This is a genomic window from Haloprofundus halobius, from assembly GCF_020097835.1.
GTDB lineage: Archaea > Halobacteriota > Halobacteria > Halobacteriales > Haloferacaceae > Haloprofundus > Haloprofundus halobius.
Map to the genome: position 1 here is coordinate 2,007,817 of NZ_CP083666.1, position 24,257 is coordinate 2,032,073.

Genomic DNA, 24,257 nt, shown 5'->3' on the forward strand with positions numbered 1-24,257 from the left:
ACGATAGCAGGATACATGGATCTCACAGGGGTGACCCGGCACGAGGCGACCGCCGTCGAGGGAGCGACGCGGCAGGCGGCGGTCATCGCACCCGTGCTGTTCCGGGACGGCGACCCGCACGTGCTGTTCACGAAGCGGGCCGACCATCTCGGCGAGCACCCCGGCCAGATGAGCTTTCCCGGCGGCGGCCGCGAACCGAGCGACGCGGACTTGACGGCGACGGCGCTGCGCGAGGCCCGCGAGGAGATCGGACTCCGGCCGGAGGAGGTCGAACTCGTCGGTCGACTGGACGACATCGAGACGGTCACCGACTACTCGGTGCGGCCGTTCGTCGGGCGTATCTCCGACCGCGAGTACACCCCCGACGAGCGAGAGGTCGCCGAAATCGCGGTGCTGTCGGTCGCCGACCTCACGGATTTGGACAACTACGAGTCCGAGCGCCGCGACCACCCCAGCCACGGACCGATTCGCGTCCACTTCTTTCACGTCGACGGCTACACGGTCTGGGGTGCGACCGGCCGGATGGTCGTCCAACTGCTGGAACTGACGACCGACTGGCGAGCGCCGTCGGAACCCGACCGAGTGGTCGACCCCGACGCGGAGTTCCCCGCCTGAGTCGGTCGTAGGCTCGACGCCGGCGAGCGAAACGGAGCGCGGGAGTCGCTACCGACCGAACAGCCGTTTGAGGAGGCTTCGCTCGCTCGGCCGCTCGGCGAGCAGCACCGAGCAGTCGACGTCGTTGAGCACTTCCAGGTTGAGCGACCCGGCGACCAGTCGTGAGAGCAGGCCCCGCTCGGTTGCGCCGATGATGACGAGCGTGTGGTCTTCGGCCTCGCGGGCGATGGCGCCCTCGATGTCTCCGGAGTCGTCGACGACGAGGTCGGCGTCGTCGAGGTCGTGGTCGGCGGCCCACTCGGAGAGGAACTGTTCGCCACCCTCGCGCTCGGAGGTGTCGTCGACGACGTGCAGCAGACTGACTTCCGAGCCGTCGGTCGAGCGAAGTTTGCGTGCGACCTCGGCGCTCAGATCGGAGTCCGGACCGCCCGCCGTCGGGAGGAGGATTCGCGAGGTGTCGAGACCGCGGTCCGAGAGGATGAGGAAGTCGCAGGGAAGCTGGTTGGTCAGTTCGTCCAGCGGGCGCTCGGCGCGTGCCGCGCCCCAGAGGTCGTTGGCTCCCCAGCCCATCAAAACGAGGTCCGCGTGCGTGCGGTCGGCGATGGTGAATATCTCCTCGAACGAACGGTGGGAGACGACCGTCGACGTCTCGCAGTTGACGCCGTAGCTGGCGACGGTCTCGCGGACGTCCGCGAGCTGCTCTTCGGACTCGACGGCGATTCGTGTACGTTGTCCGGTTTCGTAGCCGCGGGCGGCCTGTCCCGGCATCTGGACGATATGGACGAGGTGGACGGTCGCGGCGTCGGTCCGGTCGGCGAGTGTGGAGGCGAGTTCGACGAGTCGCGACTCGGTGCGCGGGTTCGCGATGGGCACCATCAGTCGGTAGGAGTCGTCTTCGATGAGCGCTGGCGCTTTGGTGGTGTTGATGAGCGGGACGTACGAGCGGCCGACCAGTCCGCCGAACGCCCATTCCCGCATCGAGAGTTGGCGGTTCGCCCCCTCGAACCGGGCGGATTCGAGCCGGTGTTCGCTCGTCTGGAAGTAGTTGACGACGGTCACGAGCGCGATGCCGCCGATGGTGTTGCCGAGAAGCACCGGGAGGACAAACTGAGTGAATCCGTAGAGGACGGCGAGCTCGCCGCTGAAAACGAGATACATCATCTCCGTGAAGGAGACGACGACGTGGAACAGGCTCCCGAGCGGCACCGAGAGAAACGCCATGTAGACGATGACGAGCCGGGAGATGGTGTCGCGGGATGCGTAGACGACCCAAACGACGCCTGCGACGATGAGTCCGGCGAAGATGGCCTTGAAGAACAGGTCCCACCACGGCGTCTCAACCCCGTGCCGGGAGATTTCGGTCGCGACCGTCGCCGCCTCCGGGGAGAAGACGTTACTGTACGTGAGAACGGCCGCGCCGATCCCACCGCCGGTGAAGTTGCCCGCGAGGACGATGAGCCAGTGACGAAACAGCGCCGGAAGACTCGCGAGGCGTTCGAGCGTCAGTGCGACCGGTGGAAGGGTGTTCTCGGTGTAGAGCTGGTAGCCGCCGAGGATGATGTAGATGAAGCCGAGTGGGTAGAGCAGCGCGCTCAGTACCGTATCCTCGCCCGCTTTCGCCGACATGGAGACGTAGAGGAGAAACGTGATGGTGATGGCGAACCCGGCCGCGAGCGCGCTGAAGAACAGTTCACGGCTCCCCGAGGTGACCTCCTCGTCTGCGGCGGCGATGATGCGCTGGAACACTTCGTCGGACGAAAAACGGTCCCGCATGACCGCACCGGCGGCGGGCGCACCGCTTCTGGAACGGTCGACCGCCTCCCGTACCGAGTCCACCTGATCGGAGTTGTCGCGACCGGGTTCGTTCATTATCGAACCAAATTTCTGTAGCTACAAAGTGTTTTACTATCGAAACCGGCCGACGGAGGCGGAATCAGCGCAGCTAAATACTACGAATGACAACTTTCTGGTTGTATTTGGTCAAATAACTCGACTGCGACGAGCGTTCGTCCGGGCGACCGACGCCGATGACGGCGGACGACGGGAGATCCGACCGCCGGCGGTGCCAATACTGACCGGAACAGAACCCTTTTGACCGCCACGGCGCTACTCCGGAGCACATGGTCGCACAGACGATGGATCGAGTTCCGCGCCGATGAATCGACGGTTCTGACCAGCAGTCGCCCCGGAGTAACCCGATGAAAGCAGTCACCGACGAGTCTGTACTCTCGGATACTGGCATCGACGCCGTCGCCCTCAAGCCCGCTGAGTGCGACGTACGCCGCGCCGTCGACCTCCCGGCGACGACGGTCGCAATCGACTACGAAGGGGCCGACCACCTCCCCGACGCTCGGACGCTCGAAGCGCTCGCCGAGACGGCTGACGTCCGTCTCACGACGCCGGTCCGCGCCGACGGCTTCGACCCGCTGGGCGACGACTCGCTCGTCGCCGACCTCCCCGAGAGCGTCGGCCGCGTGCTCGTCGCCGGACACGCCGCTTACCTCACCGAGGACGAACGGCGCAGGGCCGTCGCGCCCCGACTGAAGGCGGCCCGCGAGACTGCCTCCGACGCGTGGGTCGGCACGGAGGGTCTCGAGCGCGTCGCGCTCGCCGCCGGCGGAACGCAGTACGAACTGCTCTCGCGAGCGACCGAACGCGACGTACGAGCCCTGCGCGCCGCGGGCTACGACGGCGAGATAGCGCTCTACGCGCCGACTGTACTGACCGACGACGAGGACGAAATTCTCGACGCCGTCGGCGGCTACGTCGCCCGCAGACGACCCGTCGCTCGGGCGCTGCCCGAGGGAAGTTCGTCGGATTCGCGCGCGACCGGCCGAGCCAGAACGGTGCTGTCGAAGGCGAGTCGGGACTACGCGCTCGTCGGGACGCCGGCAGTCGTTCGGAAACGGGTCGACGCGCTCGAATCGCTCGGCGTCGACACCGTCGTCGGCTACCCCGCGCGTGGCATCGACGAGTTCCTGTAATTTTCGTTCTTTCGCTCTACCTTCCGCGGCGGCGTTTAATTACGCTCAGACTCGTTGTGATATAGCGGTAGACACCTCGAAAGCCCCCACCGTCTCGACTCCCACCCGATGGTGGCTCGGCCGGCAACCGAGGGCGGGATCGAAAGGGCTTTCGAGGTGCTCAACAGGTCTGCCCGTGTGTTTGAACGCTGCCGGACGAAGCGCTAAGTGCGACGGCCGTGAGTTCCGGGCATGACACCGCCGACCGCCGAACTCGGCCGCTTCGCCGTCCGCCACGCATCTCTCCACCTGACGGAGGTCCACCGCTGATGCGCGTCGCCGTCGTCGGCGGCGGCGCAGTCGGCCTCACCGCCGCCTACGACCTCGCGACCCGAGACGCCGACGTGACGCTGTTCGAGCGCGGCGAGTACGACCCGTCGTCGACTCCGGCCGACGGCAGTTCGGCGCGCGCGGCGGGCGTGCTCTACGACGCCTACGCCGAGGACGTCGACGCCGAAATCGGCGGCCGAGCGCTGGAGCGCTTTCGCGAGCTCTCGGGCGAGGACGGCTTCGAGTTTCACGGCTGTCCGTACGTGATAACCGTCGGCGAGGGCGACGAGACGGCCGCCGAGGCACTGGGGGCGAGCGTCGACCGGATGCGCGTCCACGGCCGCGACGTCTCGGTCGTCGACCCCGCCGAACTCGGGTCGCGGTTCCCGCTTCGGACCGACGACCTGCTCGCGGGCGCCGTCGCCGACAACGCCGGGTGGACCGACCCGGCGAGCTACGTCTCGGCGATGGCCGCGAAGGCGCGACGCGCGGGTGTCGCGTTCGAGATCGGACAGTCGGTCAGCGTCCGCGTCGACCCACCGGGCGTCGCCGTCGACGACGCGGTGACGAAGGGGTTCGACGCCGTCCTCGTCGCCACCGGAGCACACACGAAGCAGGTGTTCGCCGAAGCGGGAATCGCCGTTCCGCTGAAACCGTACCGGGTGCAGGCGCTCACCGGGCGCAGCGCGTACGAGGGTCCGATGGTGTACGACGCGACGGCGGGCGTCTACTTCCGACCGCACCCGACCGGAGTTCTGGCCGGTGACGGAACCGTCCCCGTCGAAGCCGACCCCGACGAGTGGAAGCGCGACGCCGACGACTGGTTCGTCGACGACATCCGGACAGCGCTCGGCGAGCGCGCCGGCTACGACCTCGACGTGGCGCGGGCGTGGGCGGGACTCTGCGTGGCGACGCCCGACGGCGACCCGCTGCTCGGCGAACTCAGAAGTGGGGTGTTCGTCGCCGCCGGCTGGCAGGGCCACGGGTTCATGCGCGCGCCGGCGACCGGCGAGGCGATAGCTGCGCAGATAGCGGGTGAGAGCGCAGGAATCACCCCGTTCGACCCGAGACGCTTCTCGGGCGACGAGGCGTTCGAGATTCGAGAAGGGATGGCGCTGGACTGACGCGACGGTCGAGAAGGAACCGCCTCAGTCGCGCGTCTCGTCGTCTTCGTCGCTCCCGTCCTCGTCGCGGCTCTCGGCCTGTTCGACGAACTCGTCGTCGGTCTCGTCCATCGACTCGTCCGTCGGCTGTCCCGCCGCCTCCGCGGGTTCGACGCGGGCGTCGGGGTCGTCGATGGTCGCCTCCTCGTCAAGCATCGACTCGGTGGAGGCCGTCGCGTCGGTGCCCTCGGCGGACGCGTCGTCTTCGTCGCTCGCTTCGTCTCCGTCGCGCTCGCCGTCTTCCTCCGCGGAGCGGGCGGTCGTCGCCTCCTTCGCCTCTTTCTCGGTCGGTTGCTCTTCGACGACGCTCGTCTCGCCGCCGGCAGCATCCTCGGAGTCCGTCCCCGTGGCTTCTCCTTCCGCTTCGACGGCCACGTCCTTTCCTTCCTCCGTCTTCGGGATGTAGACGCGGAGCGTGCCGTGTTTCGTCACCGTCGCCGTCGCCGCCTCGGCGTCGACGGTCGCGTCGTCGGGGAGTTTCGCCTTCCCGTCGAGCGAGAGCCCGCGGCCGGGGAATCGCATCTCGTACCCGTCGTGGAACTCTCGGAACCGGTCGATGCGGACCTGAACCTCGGTGTCGACGAAGCGGACCTGCACGTCGCTCTTGTTCGCGCCCGCGGCGTCGAAGACGACGAGGTAGCTGTCGTCGCTCTCCAAGAGGTCGTACGAGAGCGGCTTCCGTTCCTGGACGTGTCCGATTCCGCGGCCGACGCGCTCGACGACAGCGTTGGCCACCGACTCGCCGATTGCTCGCAGATCGGTCATAGTTATAGTTCGATGGCTTCGAGAGCGTCGGTCTGCTGGCAGTACGGACAGACGAAGTCGTCGACACCGACGTCGTCGGGCATGTCGTACGTGTAGTGCAGTTCGAACATGTCCATCTCGCAGTCGGAGTTGGTACAGGCTACTTCGAGCGTCGCGGGCATGGTGACAGATAACGGTCCCATCCAGATAAACGCGCTGGGTGAGAACCGGCCGGAGTCGCCGGGATACGCGGCGTCGGTTATATAACTCGTGAGCGAGTACCGGTCAGATAGCCAAACATTACATGAACGACGGGTATCACCCTCCCGAACGTATCTACGGCGTCGTCTTCGACGCGCACAGACGGGAATCGGGGGAGCGAAGCTGGGTCGTCGAAGCGGAGGTGACGGAACAGTCGTTACACGTCGTCGACTGCGCGACGGTAGCGCAGCGCTTCGGGGTCTCGCCCCGGCGAAGCGACACCGTCACCGCGCTGGTGTCGTTTCTCGCCGACCTCGACGGTCGGTGCGCGGTCGGACTCGACTTTCCGTTCGGGCTTCCGAAGTCGGTGATCCCCGAGCGGCGGTGGCGACGGTTCGTCGACCGGATTCCCGACTGGTTCTCCAGCCCTGAGGACATGACGAAACGCTGCCGGATGCACGCCCGACTCGTCACCGACGGCGCGGAGTCGAGCGTCCTCCGCGCGACCGAGGAACCGCTGAGCGCGGTCGCCGCCTACGACCCGCGACTCTGCGCGGAGACGTTCTACGGCATCCGCGACGTGCTTCGACCGCTCGTCCTGACCGACACCGCCCGAATCGTCCCGATGCAGTTGCCGAAGGAAGACCGGCCGCTGATACTGGAGACGTATCCGGCGGGGACGCTCGACACGCTGCGGTGCCAGAAACGCGAGGTGCGTCCCCCCGGCGGCCCGACGCCGACGCTCGTACTCGAGAGCCTCACCCACCGCGAGGTCGAACTGTCCTCGTCGATTCGAGAGCGCGTCTGCGACGCCGGCGACGACGCCCTCGAAGCGGTCGTCGCCGCGTTCGCGACGTTCCGCAACGCCACCGACCCCGCGAACCTCCGGATGACCGACGAACTGCCGTCGGTCGAGGGGTACATCTACGTCTGACCGCCGAGGCCCCCCGAACCGTCGAGAGGCCGCCGAGCGCCGGAACCGCACCGTTTTACCCGTTGACCGACAACCCCGGCGTATGACCGACCCCGCCGACCTCGAAGTGACGCTCGTCGACGGGTACGTCGACGAACCGGCACACTTCGGCGTGCCGCCGTACATCTCGACGTACCCGCGCTTTACCGCCGGCGCGATGGTCGACGCCGGGGTACCAGAGGAGCAGATAACGTACCACACCATCGACGAACTCCGCGAGGACAGACAGAAATGGGCCGACGTCGCCGACGCGGACCTGTTCGTCTACATCGGCGGGATGACCGTCCCCGGCAGCTACGTCGGCGGGACGCCCGCCGAACCCGACGAGGTACGGGAACTCGCGTGGACCGCCGACGGAACGACGCTGATGGGCGGCCCCATCCGCTTCGGCGTCGGCGAGGAGAACGCCGGGGGACAGGAGATGGAGCGCAAGGACCTCGACTACGACTTCGTCGCCAAAGGCGACGTCGAGGCGGCGGCCTACGACCTCGTCGACAGCGGGTTGGAGGGGTTCGGCAACCGGATGCGCGACAACGAGGAACTCGACCGCTGGGCGGCGAAGGGGGCGTTCGTCGTCGAACAGCACCCGAACCATCCAGAGTACCTCATCTGCGAGATGGAGACCTCTCGGGGTTGTGCCTACCGCTGTTCGTTCTGCACGGAACCGCTGTACGGCAACCCGGCGTTCCGAACCGCCGACTCGGTCGTCAAGGAGGTCGAGAACCTCTACAGTCGCGGTGCTCGACACTTCCGACTCGGCCGGCAGGCCGACATCCTCGCGTTCGGCGGCGACGGCGAGGCCCCGAATCCCGACGCGCTCCGGCGACTCTACGGCGGGATTCGGGAGGTAGCACCCGACCTGGGGACGCTGCACCTCGACAACATGAATCCCATCACCATCGCGCGGTGGCCCGACGCGTCCAGAGAGTGCATCCGTATCATCGCCGAGCACAATACCCCCGGCGACACCGCCGCCTTCGGCCTCGAATCGGCCGACCCCGTGGTGCAGGAGGAGAACAACCTGAACGTGAGCGCCGACGAGTGTTTTCGAGCAGTTGAAATCGTCAACGAGGAAGCCGGCTGGCGTTCCGGCGAGGACCCGGCGGACGCGCCGACGTTCGGCGACAACGCCGGAAATCGCCTGCCGAAACTGCTTCCGGGTATCAACCTGCTCCACGGCCTGATGGGCGAGCGCGAGGAGACGTTCGCGCACAACAAGCGGTTCCTTCAGCGCGTCTACGACGAGGGGCTGATGGTCCGTCGCATCAACATCCGGCAGGTGATGGCGTTCGACGGCACCGAGATGTCGTCGACGGGGTCACAGATCGCGGAGGAGCACAAGAAGCTGTTCAAGCAGTACAAACAGGAGGTCAGAGAGGAGATCGACCGGCCGATGCTCAAACGCGTCGCGCCGCCCGGCACAGTGCTCGAAAACGTCCACCTCGAATACCACCAGGAGGGCACGACGTTCGGCCGCCAACTCGGGACGTACCCCCTCTTGGTCGGCATCCCCGGCGAGCGCGAACTCGACCGAACCATCGACACGGCCATCGTCGACTACGGCTACCGCTCGGTGACGGGCGTGCCGCACCCGCTCGACGTGAACGACGCGTCGATGGACGAACTGACGGCGATTCCGGGTCTCGGCAAGTCGAAAGCGGGCGACATCATCGTCAACCGACCGTACGACTCCGCCGACGACGTAGACGACGCGCTCGCGAAGTTCGTCAGCGCCGGCGACGGCGGAAGCGACGTGAGTAGCGCCGACTGATGACGACGCCCGACACGATTCGACGAATCTCGGTCCCCGTCGCAACCCGCGCGCCGACGGGTGCGACGAACGCGCACCTCGTCGGCGACGACTCCGCACTCCTCGTCGACCCGGCCGCACGGACCGACGAACTCGACTCGCTGGTCGCCGCGTCGACCGTCGAGCACATCGCCGTCACGCACACCCATTCCGACCACGTCGGCGCTGTCGCCGACTACACCGAACAGACGGGCGCGACGGTGTGGGCGCGTCGCTGGCGCGAGGACCGGTTCGAGCGAGCGACGGGAATCGAACCCGACCGGACGTTCGTCGAGGGGACCGAAATCGAGACTGACGCCGGGCCGGTCACTGCCTTCGATACCCCCGGCCACGCCGTCGACCACGTCGCATTCGGCGTCGGTGACGAGGTACTCTGTGGCGATTTAGCCGTCGTCGAGGGGAGCGTCGTCGTCGGGGCGCCCGAAGGCGACGTTCGCGCGTACCTGACCGCACTCCGGCGACTGCGCGCGAAAGATCCGGCGAGACTGCTGCCCGGTCACGGCCCGGAGATCGACGACCCGAGCGCGACGCTCGAACGACTGATTCGCCATCGACTCGGCCGAGAAGCGAAGGTCCGAGAGGCGATTCAGGGCGGGGTGACGACTATCGATGACGTGCTTGACGCCGCCTACGACAGGGACTTAACGGGCGTCGAGGATTTGGCGCGAGCGACGGTCGTCGCGCACGTCGAGAAGTTGGCACACGAGGGATGGGTCGTGTGGGACGGCGAGCGGGTTCGGCCGCTGTAAGCCGCTGTTCTTGGGCGACAGCTACGTATTCGCGACGTAGTTCTCCAGCGCCTCGACGGCGACGCTCGAAGCCTCCGACACCGACCCGCTACTCCCACCGATAGACATTCGTAGCGGAGCGTCATCGACCCGAACGAATGCAGTCGCCGCGAGTGCTTCTGACGAACGACGACGGAATCGACGCGCCCGGAATCGAGGCGCTGTACCGCGAACTCCGGACCGTCGCCGACGTGACGGTCATCGCCCCCGACGAGAACCAGAGCGGGATGGGCCGCACGCGAAACGGCGCGGTCACGCTCCGCGACCACGAGTGGGGCTACCGCCTCGCCGGGACGCCCGCCGACTGCGTCGCGTTCGGCCTCGGTGGTTCGGACGCCGAGTTCGACGCCGTCGTCTCCGGCATCAACGACAGTCCGAATCTCGGCAACTACGTCGTCGGCCGTTCGGGAACTGTCGGCGCGGGCATCGAAGCCTCCTTCCTCGGTACACCGGCCATCGCCGTCTCGGCGTACCACTCCGAAGATTTCCACTGCCACCCCGGCGAGGCGTACGACTTCACCCGACCCGCAGTCGTCGCCCGCAACCTGCTCGAACGGGTCTGGGAGACAGCGGTGTTCGACGACGTGGACCTGCTGAACGTCAACGCGCCCGTCGACGTCGACGCGCCGTCGCTCCGACTGACGCACGTGCTGGCCGACTACGCGCAGTCGGTGGAGGACGTGGTCGTGGAAGACGACCCGGCCGCCGACGGTGGGTCCGCTGACGGTGGTCCCGACGACGAGTCGGAGGTGACCGACCGTGACGTGCGACTGGTCGACCAGACGTGGCCCCACGTCGTCGGCTTCGGCAACCCGATGCCGGGCATCGACGAGCACCGCGAGCGCTACCCGGCGAACAGCGACCGGCGGGCGATCGTCGACGGCTCTGTGAGCGTCTCGCCGCTGTCGATGACCCACGAGTACGTCGAGACGCCGGCACTCGACGCGGTGGTCGATTCCGTGGCGTCGTCGCTCACGGAGTGAGCAGAGAGGGAGGACGACGCCGTTTTTACCCTCCGCCGCCGAAACGGAACCGAACAGATGGAGTCTCTCGAAACCGAACTGGAGCGAGCGAGGGAGCTCGACACCGACGAGTTAGCCGACGCTATCGAGTCCATCGGCTTCGAGTGTACTCGATGCGGGGCGTGTTGCAAAGGGTACACCGACGCCGACGGCGACGCGGAACCGCACACCGCGACGGTGTTCCCCGACGAGGTTCGGAAACTGGACGGCGCAACGTCGGAAGACTACGATTGGCGCGACGTCGCCCGACCGATGCCGTACGGCCTCTCGGAGAATGCGAACGGCGAACTCGAAGGCGAGACGTTCGAGTGGGCGCTGCAGACCGACGCCTGCGGCGACTGCACGTTCTACGAGGAAGACGAGAAGGGAATGGGCGCGTGCGCGGTCCACGAGAACCGCCCGCTCATCTGCCGAACCTACCCGTTTTCGGTCGTTCTCGGGGGAACCGCGCAACCGATGGGCGAGGCCGTCGACGAGGAGGGGATGGTTCGCGCCCACGAGTGCGAGGGACTCGGCCGCGACATCTCCCGGACGGACGCCGAGAGGCTCGCGGCGGCGGTGAAGGCGCGCGCCGTCCGAGAGATAACGGAGGCGATGGGAGTCCACGACAACTACGCGCCGACCGACCGTGCGTCGGGGGAGGTCGTCGTCCACGACTCCGAGGGAGCGAAGCGACCGGACGGCACGCCGCGGTAGCCGACTGCTCGCGGCGCTCGTGTATCAGCGGTCGGAACAGTGTTAGCGGCGGTACATCTTTAACGCCGGACACCGAGCCACACGATGGAGGTCTCTCCCTTGGAAATCTCAGATAAACTCCTGTGTCTGTTCAGCGCGGAAGTCCGCAGCGACGGCGACTCCTACACCGTCGAAATCCCCCGTCGAGAGGTCGAAGCCGGTTCCATCGAATCGGGTGAGACGTACCGTGTCGCGCTCATCTCGCGCGAGACGAACGCCGGCACGTCGGCCGAGACGACGACGACGGCGACCGACACCGACACCGACGAACCGCAACCGCCGGTCGAGGTCGGCGAACTGCGCTACGTCGAAATCGAGGACATCGGCAAACAGGGCGACGGTATCGCCCGCGTCGAACGCGGCTACGTCATCATCGTCCCCGACGCGGACGTCGGCGAGCGGGTGAAGATCGAGATAACGGAAGTGAAGTCGAACTTCGCCGTCGGCGAAGTTATCGAAGACGAGTTCTGAGCCGCCGGACGTCGCAGGTAGGGGTTCGTCAGATGACTTCTGCGTTCCAGTACGACACCGACGAGAGCTTCTCGCCGAGTTCGTTGTCCCGTATCGTCTCGTCTAACTCGCGGAGCTCTCCGGCGATGCCGTTGGGAATCTTTCGATAGAGACCGTAGGGGAGGATGAAGTCGTGCGACTCGTCGGCCAGTTTCAGTCCGGCCCCCGAGAGCAGTCGCTCGACGTCCTCGCGCGAGTAGAGGTGTGAGCCCATCGGCAAGAGCCAGTTGTAGACGACCCGCGTGCTGAAACTGTTGAACGTATCGAAGAACACCTGTTGCTTCGAGACGCGACACATCTCCGCGAGAAACTTCGCCGGCGTATCGGCGAGATGGAAGAATCGCATCGCCATCACCGCGTCGAAATGGTCGTCCGGGAACGGGAGCCGGGCGGCGTCGCCGCGGATAAACTCGATGCGGTCGGCGATGCCGGCGCTCCGGGCTTTCTGTCGTCCCTGCGCCATCATCGCCGCCGAGATGTCGAGTCCGACGACGTTGGCACCGCGTTCGGCGAGCGCGACCGTGAACCGACCGGTTCCGCACGCGATTTCGAGCACGTCCTTCCCCTCGACCGGTCCGAGCGCCGACAGCACCGCCTTCTTCTCGCGGCGGTCGATGAGTCTCCCGCCCTTCGAGAACCGCTTCGAGTCGTACTCGCGGGCTACGTCGTCGGCCTGGTACCACTCCTGTCCTTTCACGCTACCTCCGACTGCACGCCGAAACACCAAAACCGTACTGGATGACAGGTCGGCGTCCGTGTACTGTGGCTTATGCGTACACATGGCATAGTATCCGTATGGCCATCTGCCGTCGGTGCGGGGCCGACCATCCACCGGAGGAGTTGATTCGTCATGAACTCCCGGGGCTGACGCTGGTTCACTGTCCGGACTGCCGGGGGTTCATGGGTCGCTACCGGCGACACGGCGACGCGCCGCGGACCGACCGTCGGTGAGGCGAGAGCGCTCACCCGCTAGTGACGACGTGGTCTGCCGGGATGCGGACGATGACGCGGGGTCCCGACTCGTCGCCGAGGTGCGGGTACTCGTCGACGCCCATATACTGCTTGGCCAGTTTGTTGATGTGGTCGACGGCTCCCTCCTCGGTGAGGGTCGCCTCGCCGCGAATCGAGACGTACCGGTACGGGTCCTCGGGGTCGAGAACGGAGACGCTCACGTTCGGTTCCTGCCTGAGGTTTCTCTCCTTGCGCCGCCCTCGGGCGGTGTTTATCAGCACGGCCTCTCGGCCGTCGTGGTCGACCCACACCGGCGTCACCTGCGGCGTTCCGTCGGGTAGCACCGTGGCGATGTGGGCGAACGACTCCTTCTCCAGAATGTCTACGTGCGACGCTGGAATCACGTTTGACTCATCGGTGTGCGCCGTCAAAACCCTTCTCAGAGGGGTGGCATATATATTGATATTAGGAAATAAAACAGTCTGGATACGTATGCCGCATATGTAGCCAAACTTTACCACGGACCGAGCGTAGATGTGGGTATGAGCACCACCACCGCGGAGACCAGCCAACAGGACCGCCTCTCGGAGTCGGAGTTTCGTGACCGTCTCCGCGAACTTCCGCCGAGCGCGAAACTCGTCGCGAAGGTTCTAGAGGGCGACTCGCCGCTGTCGCAGGGCCAACTCGCCGAGGAGTCGCTGCTGCCCGACCGGACCGTCCGCTACGCGCTGAACCGCCTCGAAGACTCCGACCTCGTCGGTTCGCGCTACAGTTTCAAGGACGCGCGCAAACAGGTGTACTTCCTCAACACGTAACCGCCGCGCAGACGCTGCGGCCGCTTTTCGAACGATGTGAGTCCGCCGAGAGCGGTCGTCGAGCGCGACACCGGGCGCGTGCTCGGCCCTCCTCGCGCGCATTTTCGACAGCTCGTCTCTCGCGAGATACCTCTCTCTCGCGTGATACCCGTCTCTCGCGTGACGACGACCGATGTCTCCGTCCGAGTGACTGACATCTGTCGCGAGCGGACGGTGGCGAAATTTAAATAGCTCGTTGCATACTGGAGGGGTATGGAACTCTCGGTCGTCGTCCCGACACTCAACAGCCGGGACCAACTCGCGGCCAGCCTCGACGCGCTGGCAGCGACTGCGCCGGACGCGGAGGTGGTGGTCGTCAACGGCCCCTCGGCGGACGGGACGACCGGGATGGTCCGCGACCGAGACGACGTGGACGTGCTCGTCGAGGTGTCGGCGCGGACGCTCAACGTCGCGCGCAACGCGGGTATCGAGGTCGCCTCCGGCGACGCCGTCGCCTTCGTGGGCCACGACCTCCTCGTCGAGGAGACGTGGCGCGACGCCGTCGTCGACGGGTTGGCCGACGCCGACGCCGTCACCGGCCCCACCCACCGGACGCTCCGCGCGGGGATGACGACCGAGACACCGGAACACCGCCGCATCCGCGACCGCGAGGTGACGTACTTCGGCGGCGGCAACGTCGCCTTCCGAAGCGAGATACTGGCGAAACTGGACGGATTCGACGAGTATCTCGAAACCGGCGGCGCGCGCGACGCCGCCCACCGCCTCGCCGGACTCGGCGGCACCGTCTCGTGGCAACCGGAGGCGTGCGTCCGCCGCGAGTACGAGACGGAGGCCGACGGCGGGACCGACCGCAGAGACCTCCACTGGAAGTACCGCGCGCTGGCGTACCGGTTGGTGAAGAACTACGGACTCCGCCCGACCACAGTCCGGCGAACGCTGTCACACGCCGGCAGCGACGCGACAGCCGCCGCCCGCGACGTCGTCCGCGGCGAGACGACCCCGACCGGGTGGGTCGGCAACGGCCGCGACGTCGTCGTCGGCATCTCGATGGGCACCTCCGACGGATTCGTCGCCCGCGCCCGGGACCGCTCGGCAACCCGGAACCCCCACGGCGTCTCCAAGCGCGCCGACCGTGCCGTCGCGCGGTACGACTGGCGCTGAACGCGCCGCGGCCGTCGCCGCCGTTCGGACAGTACTGCTCCGGTTCTCCGAGCGCTCGGTCCACACCGGTCGTCAACTGTCGCTCAGTATAACACACGATTGTACACTATATTTCCTCTATTTTAACAAAAGAACGAGCCAACACGTTTGTTACTCTCTGTTTGTAATTGGTAATCCCAACAGATAGTATGAGTGTGCAAACCAGCGGCGGGTCGGGGTTCGGCGACTACGACCGATTCGTCTACGTGACCGCAGCGCTGGCGGCGTTGAATGGGCTCCTGTTCGGTTTCGACACGGGCGTCATCTCCGGGGCGTTCCTCTACATCGAGCGCTCGTTCCAGATGACCTCGCTGTTCGGTGTGGAACTCGGGACGGCGTGGGTCGAAGGACTGGTGGTGAGCGGCGCGCTCGTCGGGGCCGTGGTTGGCGCGGCCGTCGGCGGCCGCCTCGCGGACCGCATCGGTCGTCGGCGACTCATCCTCGTCGGAGCCACGGTGTTCTTCTTCGGCTCCCTCCTGATGGCAATCGCGCCGACGGTGGAAGTGCTGGTCATCGGGCGCATCATCGACGGTCTCGCAATCGGGTTCGCCTCGATGGTCGGGCCGCTGTACATCTCCGAGATCTCCCCGCCGAAGATTCGCGGGTCGCTCGTCTCGCTAAACCAGTTGGCGGTGACGAGCGGTATCCTCGTCTCGTACTTCGTCAACTACGCGTTCGCCGACTCGGGCGCGTGGCGCCTCATGCTCGGCGCGGGGATGATTCCGGCCGTCGTCCTCGGCGTCGGGATGCTGTTCATGCCCGAGAGCCCCCGGTGGCTCGTCGAGCAGGGCAGAGAGGACGACGCCCGCGAGGTGCTGTCGAAGACGCGGAACGAGACGACGGTCTCCGAGGAGATCGCCGACATCAAGGAGACGGCAGCCGCCGAGGCCGGCGACATCCGAGAACTGCTCGAACCGTGGGTCCGGCCGATGCTCGTCGTCGGTATCGGACTCGCGGCGTTCCAGCAGGTGACCGGCATCAACACGGTCATCTACTACGCGCCGACCATCCTCTCGTCGACCGGGTTCGGCGACTCGGCGTCCATCCTCGCGACGGTCGGTATCGGCGTCGTGAACGTCGCGATGACCGTCGTCGCCATCTCGGTCATCGACAAGGTGGGACGTCGGCCGCTACTGCTCGTCGGTCTCGGCGGCATGACGGCGACGCTCGTTGTGCTTGGGACGGTGTTCTCCCTCCCCGGCCTCTCGGGCGTGATCGGGTGGGTGGCGACGGGGAGTCTGATGCTCTACGTCGCCTTCTTCGCCATCGGACTCGGTCCGGTGTTCTGGCTGCTCATCTCCGAGATCTACCCGCTGTCGGTCCGCGGGTCGGCCGCCGGCGTGGCGACGGTCGTCAACTGGGCGGCGAACCTTGCCGTCGCGCTCACGTTCCTGCGGGTCGTCGACCTCCTCGGCCAGAGCGGGACGTTCTGGCTCTACGCGGTGCTGAGCCTCGCGGGTCTCGCGTTCTGTTACTTCCTCGTGCCGGAGACGAAGGGCCGGTCGCTGGAGGAGATCGAGGCCGACTTCCGCGAGAGCGCCGTCGGCACCGAGGCGGTAAACATGACCGGCGAAGAGGCTCCCGACGACGACTGAGACGTCCGTCGAGACGCGGAGACGGCGTCTCCGCTGCTGGCCCTTCCGACTGTTACTGACCGCCCGGTGCGAGCGACGGAACCACCCGGGCCGGGTTTTTCGAGAACGCGCGCACCATCGCGTCCTCCGAGACGTCGAGCGTCAGCAGTTCCATGACGGCGACGTTCGGGTGGACGGTCGGCGCGCCGCTGCCGAAGAGGATGCGGTCGGGGTGTTCGAGCAACCCGCGCTCGAGCAGCGATCGGTATCTGACGGCGCTCGTGTCGAGGTAGAGTTGGTCGTACTCGTCCAGGAGTTCGAGCGCCGCCTCCATGCGTGCGAAGTCGAGCGGGAAGCCGCCGAAACTCGTCAACACGACGGGGAACGAGCGCCGGAGCACCGTCTCGGCGACCGTCGACGGCGCGAACGTCTCGGAACCGCGGACGAGCACGGGGAGTCCCACGTCGTCGAGCACGTCGAGAACGTCGTCGTCGGGCAGGCCGTCGACCGTCGGGTTGAGGACGTAGCCGTGAAACCGGTCGTCGTAGCCGTACCGCTCGGCGTCGCCGGGCGAGGTGTGGTGGTCGCGACGCGACGCCGCGAGGTTCCGGAGTTTCGCGCCCGTCCCCGGCGACGGGTCGCGCGGTCCGTCGAGTCGGGCGAACGCCGAGAACGGACGGTCGACGCTCAGTCGCGCGACGGCGTTGTTCGCCCGGAGGTAGCCCTCGTCGTCGCGGCGGCGTCCGGCGGCGACGACGGCGTGGACGACGCCCGCTTGGTGCATCTCCCGTTCGAGTCGCTCGGGCGAGACGTCGCGCCCACGCGTCGCCACGTCGCCGGCGTCGGGGTCGAGACGCGTGTGTACGTCGACGACGCGAAATCCGTGCTCCAGTTCCAACATCGTCCGTTCGGTTCTCCTACGGTGATATCAGCGTTGCGAGCGCGCGGCGAAGTACTATGGTTGTCGACATCGTAGTCGGACTCACGACGCGTCGAAGCGCTCGGCGTGTGTGGCAAACACCGGTGGAACCGACGGACGACCCAATGACAAACGAATCAGCGACGAATCGACTGCGAACGACGACGAGAGAATGTCTCACGAAACGACAAACACCAAACCGACGAGCCAACCCGTATTGCAGGACGGTGCCAGAGTACAGTACTTCTCATACGACCCGACGGACGACGAGTGGGTGACTGTCGCCGTCGTGGAGGCGGTGGCGGCGGCGAAGAACGTCGACCTGAGCGACCTTCCGCCGCTGTACGAGAGCGGCGTCGACCCGGACGCGCTCGAAGAACTGTTCGACGGCGAAACCCCCTGGGCGTTCGCGTTCTCGTACGCCGACCGGTCCGTCCTCGTCGAGGGCGACGGAACCGTCTGCGTCGAGGACCCGACGAACTGATACCCCTCCGGACGACTTTCTGCGAGAGAGTATCTGACAGAGCGGCGTCTCTGCGGCCGGTTTTCGCCCGATTTTGCGAAACCTATATATAGAACTGCAAACCATGGACCGCTGAGGTTCACCACTATGGCATCACGCATGCAGCAACCGATGTTTATCCTTGCAGAGGGCAACGAGCGCACCCGCGGTCAGGCCGCCCAGGACTCGAACATTCGAGCGGGCAAGGCCGTCGCCAACGCCGTTCGAACGACACTCGGTCCCCGGGGGATGGACAAGATGCTCGTCGACTCCTCCGGCGACGTCGTCATCACCAACGACGGCGCGACCATCCTCAACGAGATGGACATCGAACACCCCGCCGCGCAGATGATCGTCGAAGTCTCGCAGACGCAGGAGGACGAGGTCGGCGACGGCACGACGACGGCGGCCGTCCTGACGGGCGAACTGCTCGCGCAGGCCGAGGACCTCCTCGAATCCGATCTCCACCCGACGGTCATCGTCGAGGGCTACCACGAGGCCGCCCGCCTCGCCCAGGAGGCTATCGACGCCGAACTGCTCGACATCGACCTCGACGACGGGATTCTCGAACAGGTCGCCGAGTCCTCGATGACCGGGAAGGGAACCGGGGACGTGACCGCCGACGTACTGGCCAAGCAGGTCGTCAAGGCGGTCCGACAGGTCGCAAACGGCGAACGCATAGACAGAGACGACATCCACGTCCACACCAAGACCGGCGCGAGCTCCAGCGCGACCGAACTCGTCGGGGGCGTCGTCATCGACAAGGAGCCCGTCAGCGAGAACATGCCCCGCGGCGTCGAGGACGCCACCGCCGTCGTCCTCGACATGAAACTCGACGTCCGCAAGGCCGAGGCCGACACCGAGTACAACATCACGAACGTCGACCAGCTCAACGCCGCCATCGAGGCTGAGGACAACGAACTCCGCGGCTACGCGAAGACGCTCGCCGACGCCGGCGTCGACGTGGTGTTCTGCACGAAGTCCATCGACGACCGCGTCGCCGGCTACCTCGCCGACGCGGGCATCCTCGCGTTCAAGAGCGTGAAGAAGTCCGACGCCACGGCGCTGGCCCGCGCGACCGGTGCGAAGCGTCTCGGTTCGCTCTCGGATCTCGACGAGAGCGACTTCGGCCACGTCGACAGCGTCAGCGTGAAGAAGTTCGGCGACGACGAACTCACCTTCATCGAGGGCGGCGAGGCGGCGAAGGCCGTCACGCTGTTCCTCCGCGGCGGCACCGAACACGTCGTCGACGAGCTCGAACGCGCGATGAACGACGCCGTCGACGTGGTCATCGCCGCGCTCGACAAGGGCGGCGTCGTCCCCGGCGCGGGAGCGACCGAGATCGCCATCGCCGACCACATCCGCTCGGAGTCGGCGGGTATCGAGGGCCGCAAGCAGTTGGCCGTCACCGCGTTCGCCGACGCCGTCGACAGCCTGCCGCGCACGCTCGCGGAGAACACCGGGATGGACTCCATCGACGCGCTGGTCGACCTCCGCGCCGCTCACGAGAAGGAGGGCCGCGCCGGCATCATCTCGACGGGCCGCTTCGGCGAAATCGGCGACCCCGTCGAAGCCGGCATCCTCGACCCCGCCGCGGTCAAGCGCGAGGCCGTCGAGTCCGCCACCGAGGCCGCGACGATGATCGTCCGCATCGACGACGTCATCGCCGCCGAGTAAGCGGTCTACTGCCATTTTTCCGAGTGTCGAATCGACAGTTCAGCAAACGTATTTCTCCTGCTCGCTCGTCCTGCAGCCATGTCCGACGAACCGAACGAAGCGCGTGAACCGCGTGAATCGCACACCTCACGTATCGTCCGCCCCGCCGACGACTGGACCGGAGAGAGCGACGACGGCAGTCGGTGGAAGCGACTGGCACAACTGGCGGGCGGCGACCGCCTCGGCTGCACGCTCGAAGAGTTGCTTCCCGGTCACGACCCGCTGCCGTACCACTACCACACCGCCAACGAGGAGGCGATGTACGTGCTCGACGGTCGCGGCACGCTTAGAACGCCGGCGGGCGAGGCCGAGGTCCGCGCAGGCGACTACGTCTCGTTTCCGGTCGGCGAGGACGGCGCGCACACCGTCGAAAACGCGTCTCAGACGCCGCTGCGGTATCTCGCTGTCTCGACGATGATCGAACCGGACGTGGTCGTCTACCCCGACGAGGAGACGCTGTGCGTGAACGTCGGTGCAGCACCCGGACGACCTCGCGGGGAGTTCACGCTGCGGAAGTCGTTCTCGATGCGCGACGGTTCCGATGTGTGATGGGTAAGTGTTCGACCGGGTCGGACCGCGTCGTCGACTCACACCCGCGGCAGCGACCACTCGTAGCGAATCGCGACCAGTCGAACGAGAAGCACGAAGCCCGCACACGCGACGGCGGCGAAGTCGGTTGACGCGCCGCCTGTCACGAGCGCCCAGAACACGATACCGCCGAGAAGTGCGGGCGTCGCGTAGAAATCCTCCCGGAGGACGATGGGCACTCGGGTCAACAACAAATCGGCGAGACTGCCGCCGCCGACGGCGGTCAGCGTCGCGAGCACGACGACGCCGTACGGCGATAGTCCGGCCTCGAATCCGACGAGCGCACCGGTCGCCGCGAACGCGGCCAAGCCGGCCGCGTCGGGCAACTGTACCGCGGGGTGGTCGCGCAGTCGCTCCGAGAGGAGAGCGGAGAGGGCGACTGCGAGGCCGACCCCCACGAACGCGACGCTCATCTCGGTGATCGACTGGAGCGACGCCGGCGTCCGACCGACGAGCACGTCGCGCATCGTGCCGCCGCCGAGCGCCGTCAACACGCCGAGGACGGCGACGCCGAACAGGTCGAGGTCGGCGTCGGCGGCTTTCAGCGAGCCGACGACCGCGAAGGCGACGAGGCCGACGAGGTTCATCACCGAGAACGCGTCAACCATCGAATTGGAGTCGAACCTCGTCGCCGACGCCGACGCCGAACGCGTCGTCGCCGCGGCCACGGTTGACTGCCAGTTCGACGTTCCCGTGACTGCCGACGGTGAGCAGTCGCTCGCCGGGATCGACGGCGGCGAACGACTGGCCTACCGGGGCGCGCTCGCCGTTCACGGTTCCCGCGTCGCGGCCGTCGAGGAGGCCGCCGGGGAGGTTGGTGACGGCGTTGCCGAAGTCGTCGACGACGAGCACTTCGCCCGTCGCGCCGTCGTCGCGGCGTTCGGGTTCGGGGAACCGGAGGTCGACGTAGTCGTCGACCGGCGAGACGGCGTCGAGCGACTCGACGGCGTCGACGCCGACCTCGTGAACCTCGGTGGCGGCGGGTGCGAACACGTCGCGTCCGTGGAACGTCGTCGAGTCGGGGTTCTCGTAGGCGTAGTCGAACACGTCGGGTGCACCGCGATTCTGCCGGTCGGCGAGTCGTCGCGCCACCGGAAGCAGGAGACCGTTGTCGGGACCGACGAGCGCGTGGTCGCCCGCACGGACGACGAGGGCGGCGCGGTCGGTGCCGACTCCGGGGTCGACGACGGCGAGGTGAACCGCGGGCGGAAAGTGCGGAAGCACCTCACGGAGCCAGAAGGCAGCCGTTCGAACGTCCTGTCGGGGGAAGTCGTGGGCGATGTCGACGAGACGGGTGTTCGTCTCCGCGAGGATGACGCCTTTCATCGCGGCGGGGTACGGCGTGCCGAAGTCGGAGGCGAGCGTGATCATCTCACGCCGGGTCGCTGTTGCTGTCGCCGTTGGCGTCGGAGTCGCTGACGCGCTGGATGCGTTCGATGCCGTTCATCTCCTCGACGACGTCGACGACGGCCGGCGGGACGAGATGTTTCCAGTTCTCGTCCTGAATCATCCGCTCGCGGAGTTCCGTTCCCTCCAGCACCTCGCGCCGGAACATCGGCGACTGGCGGACTTCGACGCCCGCCTCGTTGAACAGTTGAATGACGAGCGGATTGTTCGAGTAGGCGACGTCGAAACTGGGACACATGCTCTGGACGTGACTCACCCAGACGGAGTTTCGCTCGAGGTCCTCGATGGGGACGACGTAGGTCGTGATGTCGAACTCCGCCAGCGACTTCGTCAGCATCATCACGCGCTCGCCGGCGGTGAACGGGTTTCGCGGACTGTGCGAGTCGCCCGCGCTCCCGATGCCGAGGACGAGTTCGTCGACCTCGGTCTCGATCTCCTCGACCATATGGTGGTGGCCGTTGTGGTACGGCTGGAACCGTCCGATGTAGAACCCCCGCATGGGCGAACAGTACCGTCGCAGCATTTATAAACACGGCGAGTCGGTACAACTGCCGAAATCGGGCGCGAGAAGCCTATAAGCGAGCGAACTGGTTAGAACTGCGACGGATGCTCGGGGAGAAAGTATATCAGTCGAGCGACCCTCCGGTCAGGTAGCGACATAGTTCTATGAGCAACGACATGGACAAAGACGACAGCCTCCCGGAACAGGGGGCAGACGAGTCCGCGCCGACGTCCGAGAAAGACGTCACCGACCCCGTCGACGACGGGACCGACGAGCGGACCATCGACGACCTCGGCAGCGACGTCGAGGTGTCGGCCGAGGTAGCCGACGACGTCGACGAGGACGACCTCCTCGGTGGCCTCAAAATCGACTCCAGCGAGGATATCGAGGTCCCCGACCGACTCGTCGATCAGGTCATCGGACAGGAACACGCACGCGACGTCATCCTGAAAGCGGCCAAGCAGCGTCGCCACGTCATGATGATCGGCTCTCCGGGCACTGGGAAGTCGATGCTGGCGAAGGCGATGAGCGAACTCCTCCCGAAGGAGGAACTCCAAGACGTTCTGGTCTACCACAACCCCGACGACGGCAACGAACCGAAGGTTCGGACCGTCCCCGCGGGCAAAGGTGAACAGATCGTCGAGGCCCACAAAGAGGAAGCCAGAAAGCGCAACCAGATGCGCTCGTTCCTCATGTGGATCATCATCGCGGTGGTCGTGGGCTACTCGCTCATCATCGCCCAGCAGGTGCTCTTGGGTATCCTCGCGGCCGGTATCATCTTCCTCGCGTTCCGCTACGGCTCCCGCGGTAGCGACGCGATGATTCCGAACCTCCTCGTGAACAACGCCGACACCTCGACGGCACCGTTCGAGGACTCCACGGGCGCGCACGCCGGTGCGCTGCTCGGCGACGTCCGCCACGACCCGTTCCAGTCCGGTGGGATGGAGACCCCGAGCCACGACCGAGTCGAAGCGGGCGCGATTCACAAGGCGAACAAGGGCGTGCTGTTCATCGACGAGATCAACACGCTCGACATCCGCTCCCAGCAGCACCTGATGACGGCGATTCAGGAGCGCGAGTTCTCCATCACCGGCCAGTCCGAGCGCTCCTCGGGCGCGATGGTCCAGACGGAACCGGTCCCGACGGACTTCGTGATGGTCGCGGCGGGGAACCTCGACGCGATGGAGAACATGCACCCCGCGCTGCGCTCCCGTATCAAAGGGTACGGCTACGAGGTGTACATGGACGACACCATCGAGGACACGCCGGAGATGCGCCGCAAGTACGCGCGCTTCGTCGCCCAGGAGGTCGCCAAGGACGGTCGCCTCCCCTCGTTCAACGAGGCTGCTATCGAGGAAATCATCCTCGAAGCCCGTCGCCGCGCGGGGCGGAAAGGCCACCTCACCCTCGAACTGCGTAACCTCGGCGGGTTGGTCCGCGTCGCGGGCGACATGGCCCGCGCCGAGGACGCCGAGTTCACCACCCGCGAGCACGTGCTGCAGGCGAAAGGTCGCTCGCGCAGCATCGAACAGCAGCTCGCGGACGACTTCATCCAGCGCCGCAAGGATTACGAACTCTCGGTCAACGAGGGCTACGTCGTCGGCCGCGTCAACGGACTCGCGGTCATGGGCGAGGACTCCGGTATCGTGCTCCCCGTGATGGCCGAGGTGACCCCTTCGCAGGGCCCCGGCACGGTCATCGCTACCGGTCAGCTCAAGGAGATGGCCCAGGAGGCCGTCGACAACGTCTCGGCGATCATCAAGAAGTTCTCCGACGAGAACATCTCCGAGAAGGACATCCACATCCAGTTCGTGCAGGCCGGACAGGGCGGCGTCGACGGCGACTCCGCCTCCATCACCGTCGCGGCCGCCGTCATCAGCGCACTGGAGAACGTCGGCGTGGACCAGTCGCTGGCGATGACCGGTTCACTGTCGGTCCGCGGCGACGTGCTCCCGGTCGGCGGCGTCACCCACAAGATCGAGGCCGCCGCGAAGGCGGGCATGGACCGCGTCATCATCCCCGCTGCGAACGAGCAGGACGTGATGATCGAGGACGAGTACGAGGAGATGATCGAGATCATCCCCGTCAGCCACATCAGCGAAGTGCTCGACGTGGCGCTCGAAGGCGAACCCGAGAAGGATTCGCTCGTCGACCGCCTCAAGAGCATCACCGGCTCCGCGTTCGAAAAACAGGGCACTCCGAGCCCCTCGAACCCCAGTCCGCAGTAGC

At 66.5% G+C, this 24,257-nt stretch carries 25 protein-coding genes and 1 pseudogene; 17 read left to right on the forward strand and 9 right to left on the reverse strand.

Annotated features, from left to right (window positions below; translation table 11 throughout):
* Positions 1–15: 15 nt before the first annotated feature.
* Positions 16–615: an NUDIX hydrolase gene (locus tag LAQ74_RS10540; protein ID WP_224332510.1), complete on the forward strand. Its 600-nt coding sequence runs from the start codon at positions 16–18 to the stop codon at positions 613–615.
* 48 nt (positions 616–663) lie between these two features.
* Here LAQ74_RS10540 and LAQ74_RS10545 read toward each other — a convergent pair whose 3' ends face one another.
* Complete coding sequence (locus LAQ74_RS10545; protein WP_224332511.1) at positions 664–2,484, reverse strand: formate/nitrite transporter family protein; 1,821 nt, start codon at positions 2,482–2,484, stop codon at positions 664–666.
* Between the two features lie 329 nt (positions 2,485–2,813).
* Here LAQ74_RS10545 and LAQ74_RS10550 point away from each other — a divergent pair, with 329 nt between their 5' ends.
* Positions 2,814–3,599, forward strand: a complete 786-nt coding sequence (locus LAQ74_RS10550) for a DUF7388 family protein (protein ID WP_224332512.1) — start codon at positions 2,814–2,816, stop codon at positions 3,597–3,599.
* Positions 3,600–3,907: 308 nt separating this feature from the next.
* A complete protein-coding gene (locus tag LAQ74_RS10555) occupies positions 3,908–5,032 on the forward strand; it encodes an NAD(P)/FAD-dependent oxidoreductase (RefSeq protein ID WP_224332513.1) in 1,125 nt (374 codons plus the stop codon).
* A gap of 351 nt (positions 5,033–5,383) precedes the next feature.
* On the opposite strand, the pseudogene LAQ74_RS10560 reads toward LAQ74_RS10555, so the two are convergent.
* Positions 5,384–5,836 (reverse strand): annotated as a pseudogene (locus LAQ74_RS10560) (Hsp20/alpha crystallin family protein); the annotation flags it as partial.
* A 2-nt stretch (positions 5,837–5,838) separates the two neighbouring features.
* Entirely contained in the window at positions 5,839–5,997 is a 159-nt protein-coding gene (locus LAQ74_RS10565; RefSeq protein ID WP_224332514.1) for a DUF7559 family protein, read from the reverse strand.
* Positions 5,998–6,119: 122 nt separating this feature from the next.
* Here LAQ74_RS10565 and LAQ74_RS10570 point away from each other — a divergent pair, with 122 nt between their 5' ends.
* From LAQ74_RS10570 to LAQ74_RS10595, 6 genes are all read left to right on the forward strand, one after another.
* Entirely contained in the window at positions 6,120–6,950 is an 831-nt protein-coding gene (locus LAQ74_RS10570; protein WP_224332515.1) for a DUF429 domain-containing protein, read from the forward strand.
* Between the two features lie 82 nt (positions 6,951–7,032).
* On the forward strand, positions 7,033–8,760 hold the full coding sequence (locus LAQ74_RS10575; RefSeq protein ID WP_224332516.1) for a radical SAM protein: 1,728 nt from the start codon (positions 7,033–7,035) through the stop codon (positions 8,758–8,760).
* A complete protein-coding gene (locus LAQ74_RS10580) occupies positions 8,760–9,548 on the forward strand; it encodes an MBL fold metallo-hydrolase (protein ID WP_224332517.1) in 789 nt (262 codons plus the stop codon). Before LAQ74_RS10575 ends, LAQ74_RS10580 begins: the two co-directional genes overlap by 1 nt.
* A gap of 137 nt (positions 9,549–9,685) precedes the next feature.
* Positions 9,686–10,570, forward strand: a complete 885-nt coding sequence (gene surE / locus LAQ74_RS10585; protein WP_224332518.1) for a 5'/3'-nucleotidase SurE — start codon at positions 9,686–9,688, stop codon at positions 10,568–10,570.
* Between the two features lie 57 nt (positions 10,571–10,627).
* Entirely contained in the window at positions 10,628–11,305 is a 678-nt protein-coding gene (locus LAQ74_RS10590; protein ID WP_224332519.1) for a YkgJ family cysteine cluster protein, read from the forward strand.
* Positions 11,306–11,404: 99 nt separating this feature from the next.
* The gene (locus LAQ74_RS10595) at positions 11,405–11,815 is read left to right on the forward strand and encodes a TRAM domain-containing protein (RefSeq protein ID WP_224337230.1); all 411 of its coding nucleotides are present in this window, start codon (positions 11,405–11,407) and stop codon (positions 11,813–11,815) included.
* A gap of 28 nt (positions 11,816–11,843) precedes the next feature.
* On the opposite strand, the gene LAQ74_RS10600 is transcribed toward LAQ74_RS10595, so the two are convergent.
* Positions 11,844–12,551, reverse strand: coding sequence for a class I SAM-dependent methyltransferase (locus tag LAQ74_RS10600; protein ID WP_224332520.1), 708 nt, complete (start codon positions 12,549–12,551; stop codon positions 11,844–11,846).
* A gap of 98 nt (positions 12,552–12,649) precedes the next feature.
* Between LAQ74_RS10600 and LAQ74_RS10605 the strand changes: the two genes are divergently transcribed.
* Positions 12,650–12,805, forward strand: coding sequence for a hypothetical protein (locus LAQ74_RS10605; protein ID WP_224332521.1), 156 nt, complete (start codon positions 12,650–12,652; stop codon positions 12,803–12,805).
* A gap of 11 nt (positions 12,806–12,816) precedes the next feature.
* On the opposite strand, the gene LAQ74_RS10610 is transcribed toward LAQ74_RS10605, so the two are convergent.
* Positions 12,817–13,209, reverse strand: coding sequence for a PPOX class F420-dependent oxidoreductase (locus LAQ74_RS10610; protein WP_224332522.1), 393 nt, complete (start codon positions 13,207–13,209; stop codon positions 12,817–12,819).
* A 138-nt stretch (positions 13,210–13,347) separates the two neighbouring features.
* Here LAQ74_RS10610 and LAQ74_RS10615 point away from each other — a divergent pair, with 138 nt between their 5' ends.
* The 3 genes from LAQ74_RS10615 (at position 13,348) to LAQ74_RS10625 (ending at position 16,415) form a co-directional block, all read left to right on the forward strand.
* On the forward strand, positions 13,348–13,620 hold the full coding sequence (locus LAQ74_RS10615; RefSeq protein ID WP_224332523.1) for a MarR family transcriptional regulator: 273 nt from the start codon (positions 13,348–13,350) through the stop codon (positions 13,618–13,620).
* A gap of 252 nt (positions 13,621–13,872) precedes the next feature.
* On the forward strand, positions 13,873–14,781 hold the full coding sequence (locus tag LAQ74_RS10620; RefSeq protein ID WP_224332524.1) for a glycosyltransferase family 2 protein: 909 nt from the start codon (positions 13,873–13,875) through the stop codon (positions 14,779–14,781).
* Positions 14,782–14,969: 188 nt separating this feature from the next.
* Positions 14,970–16,415 carry a sugar porter family MFS transporter gene (locus LAQ74_RS10625; RefSeq protein ID WP_224332525.1) on the forward strand — a complete coding sequence of 482 codons (1,446 nt, stop codon included), beginning with the start codon at positions 14,970–14,972 and terminating at the stop codon, positions 16,413–16,415.
* 52 nt (positions 16,416–16,467) lie between these two features.
* Here the strand turns inward: LAQ74_RS10625 and LAQ74_RS10630 are convergent, their stop codons facing one another.
* Entirely contained in the window at positions 16,468–17,295 is an 828-nt protein-coding gene (locus tag LAQ74_RS10630; protein ID WP_224332526.1) for an amidohydrolase family protein, read from the reverse strand.
* A gap of 190 nt (positions 17,296–17,485) precedes the next feature.
* Between LAQ74_RS10630 and LAQ74_RS10635 the strand changes: the two genes are divergently transcribed.
* From LAQ74_RS10635 to LAQ74_RS10645, 3 genes are all read left to right on the forward strand, one after another.
* Positions 17,486–17,797 (forward strand): HalOD1 output domain-containing protein, encoded by a 312-nt coding sequence (locus tag LAQ74_RS10635; RefSeq protein ID WP_224332527.1) that lies wholly within the window; start codon positions 17,486–17,488, stop codon positions 17,795–17,797.
* Positions 17,798–17,935: 138 nt separating this feature from the next.
* Entirely contained in the window at positions 17,936–19,492 is a 1,557-nt protein-coding gene (gene thsA / locus LAQ74_RS10640) for a thermosome subunit alpha (RefSeq protein ID WP_224337233.1), read from the forward strand.
* A gap of 78 nt (positions 19,493–19,570) precedes the next feature.
* Positions 19,571–20,080 (forward strand): cupin domain-containing protein, encoded by a 510-nt coding sequence (locus LAQ74_RS10645; RefSeq protein ID WP_224332528.1) that lies wholly within the window; start codon positions 19,571–19,573, stop codon positions 20,078–20,080.
* Positions 20,081–20,118: 38 nt separating this feature from the next.
* On the opposite strand, the gene LAQ74_RS10650 is transcribed toward LAQ74_RS10645, so the two are convergent.
* From LAQ74_RS10650 to LAQ74_RS10660, 3 genes are read right to left on the reverse strand one after another with little or no spacing between them, the layout of a single operon-like run.
* Positions 20,119–20,727 (reverse strand): trimeric intracellular cation channel family protein, encoded by a 609-nt coding sequence (locus LAQ74_RS10650; RefSeq protein WP_224332529.1) that lies wholly within the window; start codon positions 20,725–20,727, stop codon positions 20,119–20,121.
* Complete coding sequence (locus LAQ74_RS10655) at positions 20,720–21,490, reverse strand: SAM hydrolase/SAM-dependent halogenase family protein (RefSeq protein ID WP_224332530.1); 771 nt, start codon at positions 21,488–21,490, stop codon at positions 20,720–20,722. The genes LAQ74_RS10650 and LAQ74_RS10655 overlap by 8 nt, the downstream gene beginning before the upstream one ends.
* A 1-nt stretch (position 21,491) precedes the next feature.
* Complete coding sequence (locus LAQ74_RS10660; RefSeq protein ID WP_224332531.1) at positions 21,492–22,025, reverse strand: nicotinamide-nucleotide adenylyltransferase; 534 nt, start codon at positions 22,023–22,025, stop codon at positions 21,492–21,494.
* A 167-nt stretch (positions 22,026–22,192) separates the two neighbouring features.
* On the opposite strand from LAQ74_RS10660, the gene lonB reads away from it, so the two are divergent.
* Positions 22,193–24,256: an ATP-dependent protease LonB gene (gene lonB, locus LAQ74_RS10665; RefSeq protein ID WP_224332532.1), complete on the forward strand. Its 2,064-nt coding sequence runs from the start codon at positions 22,193–22,195 to the stop codon at positions 24,254–24,256.
* Position 24,257 lies beyond the last annotated feature (1 nt).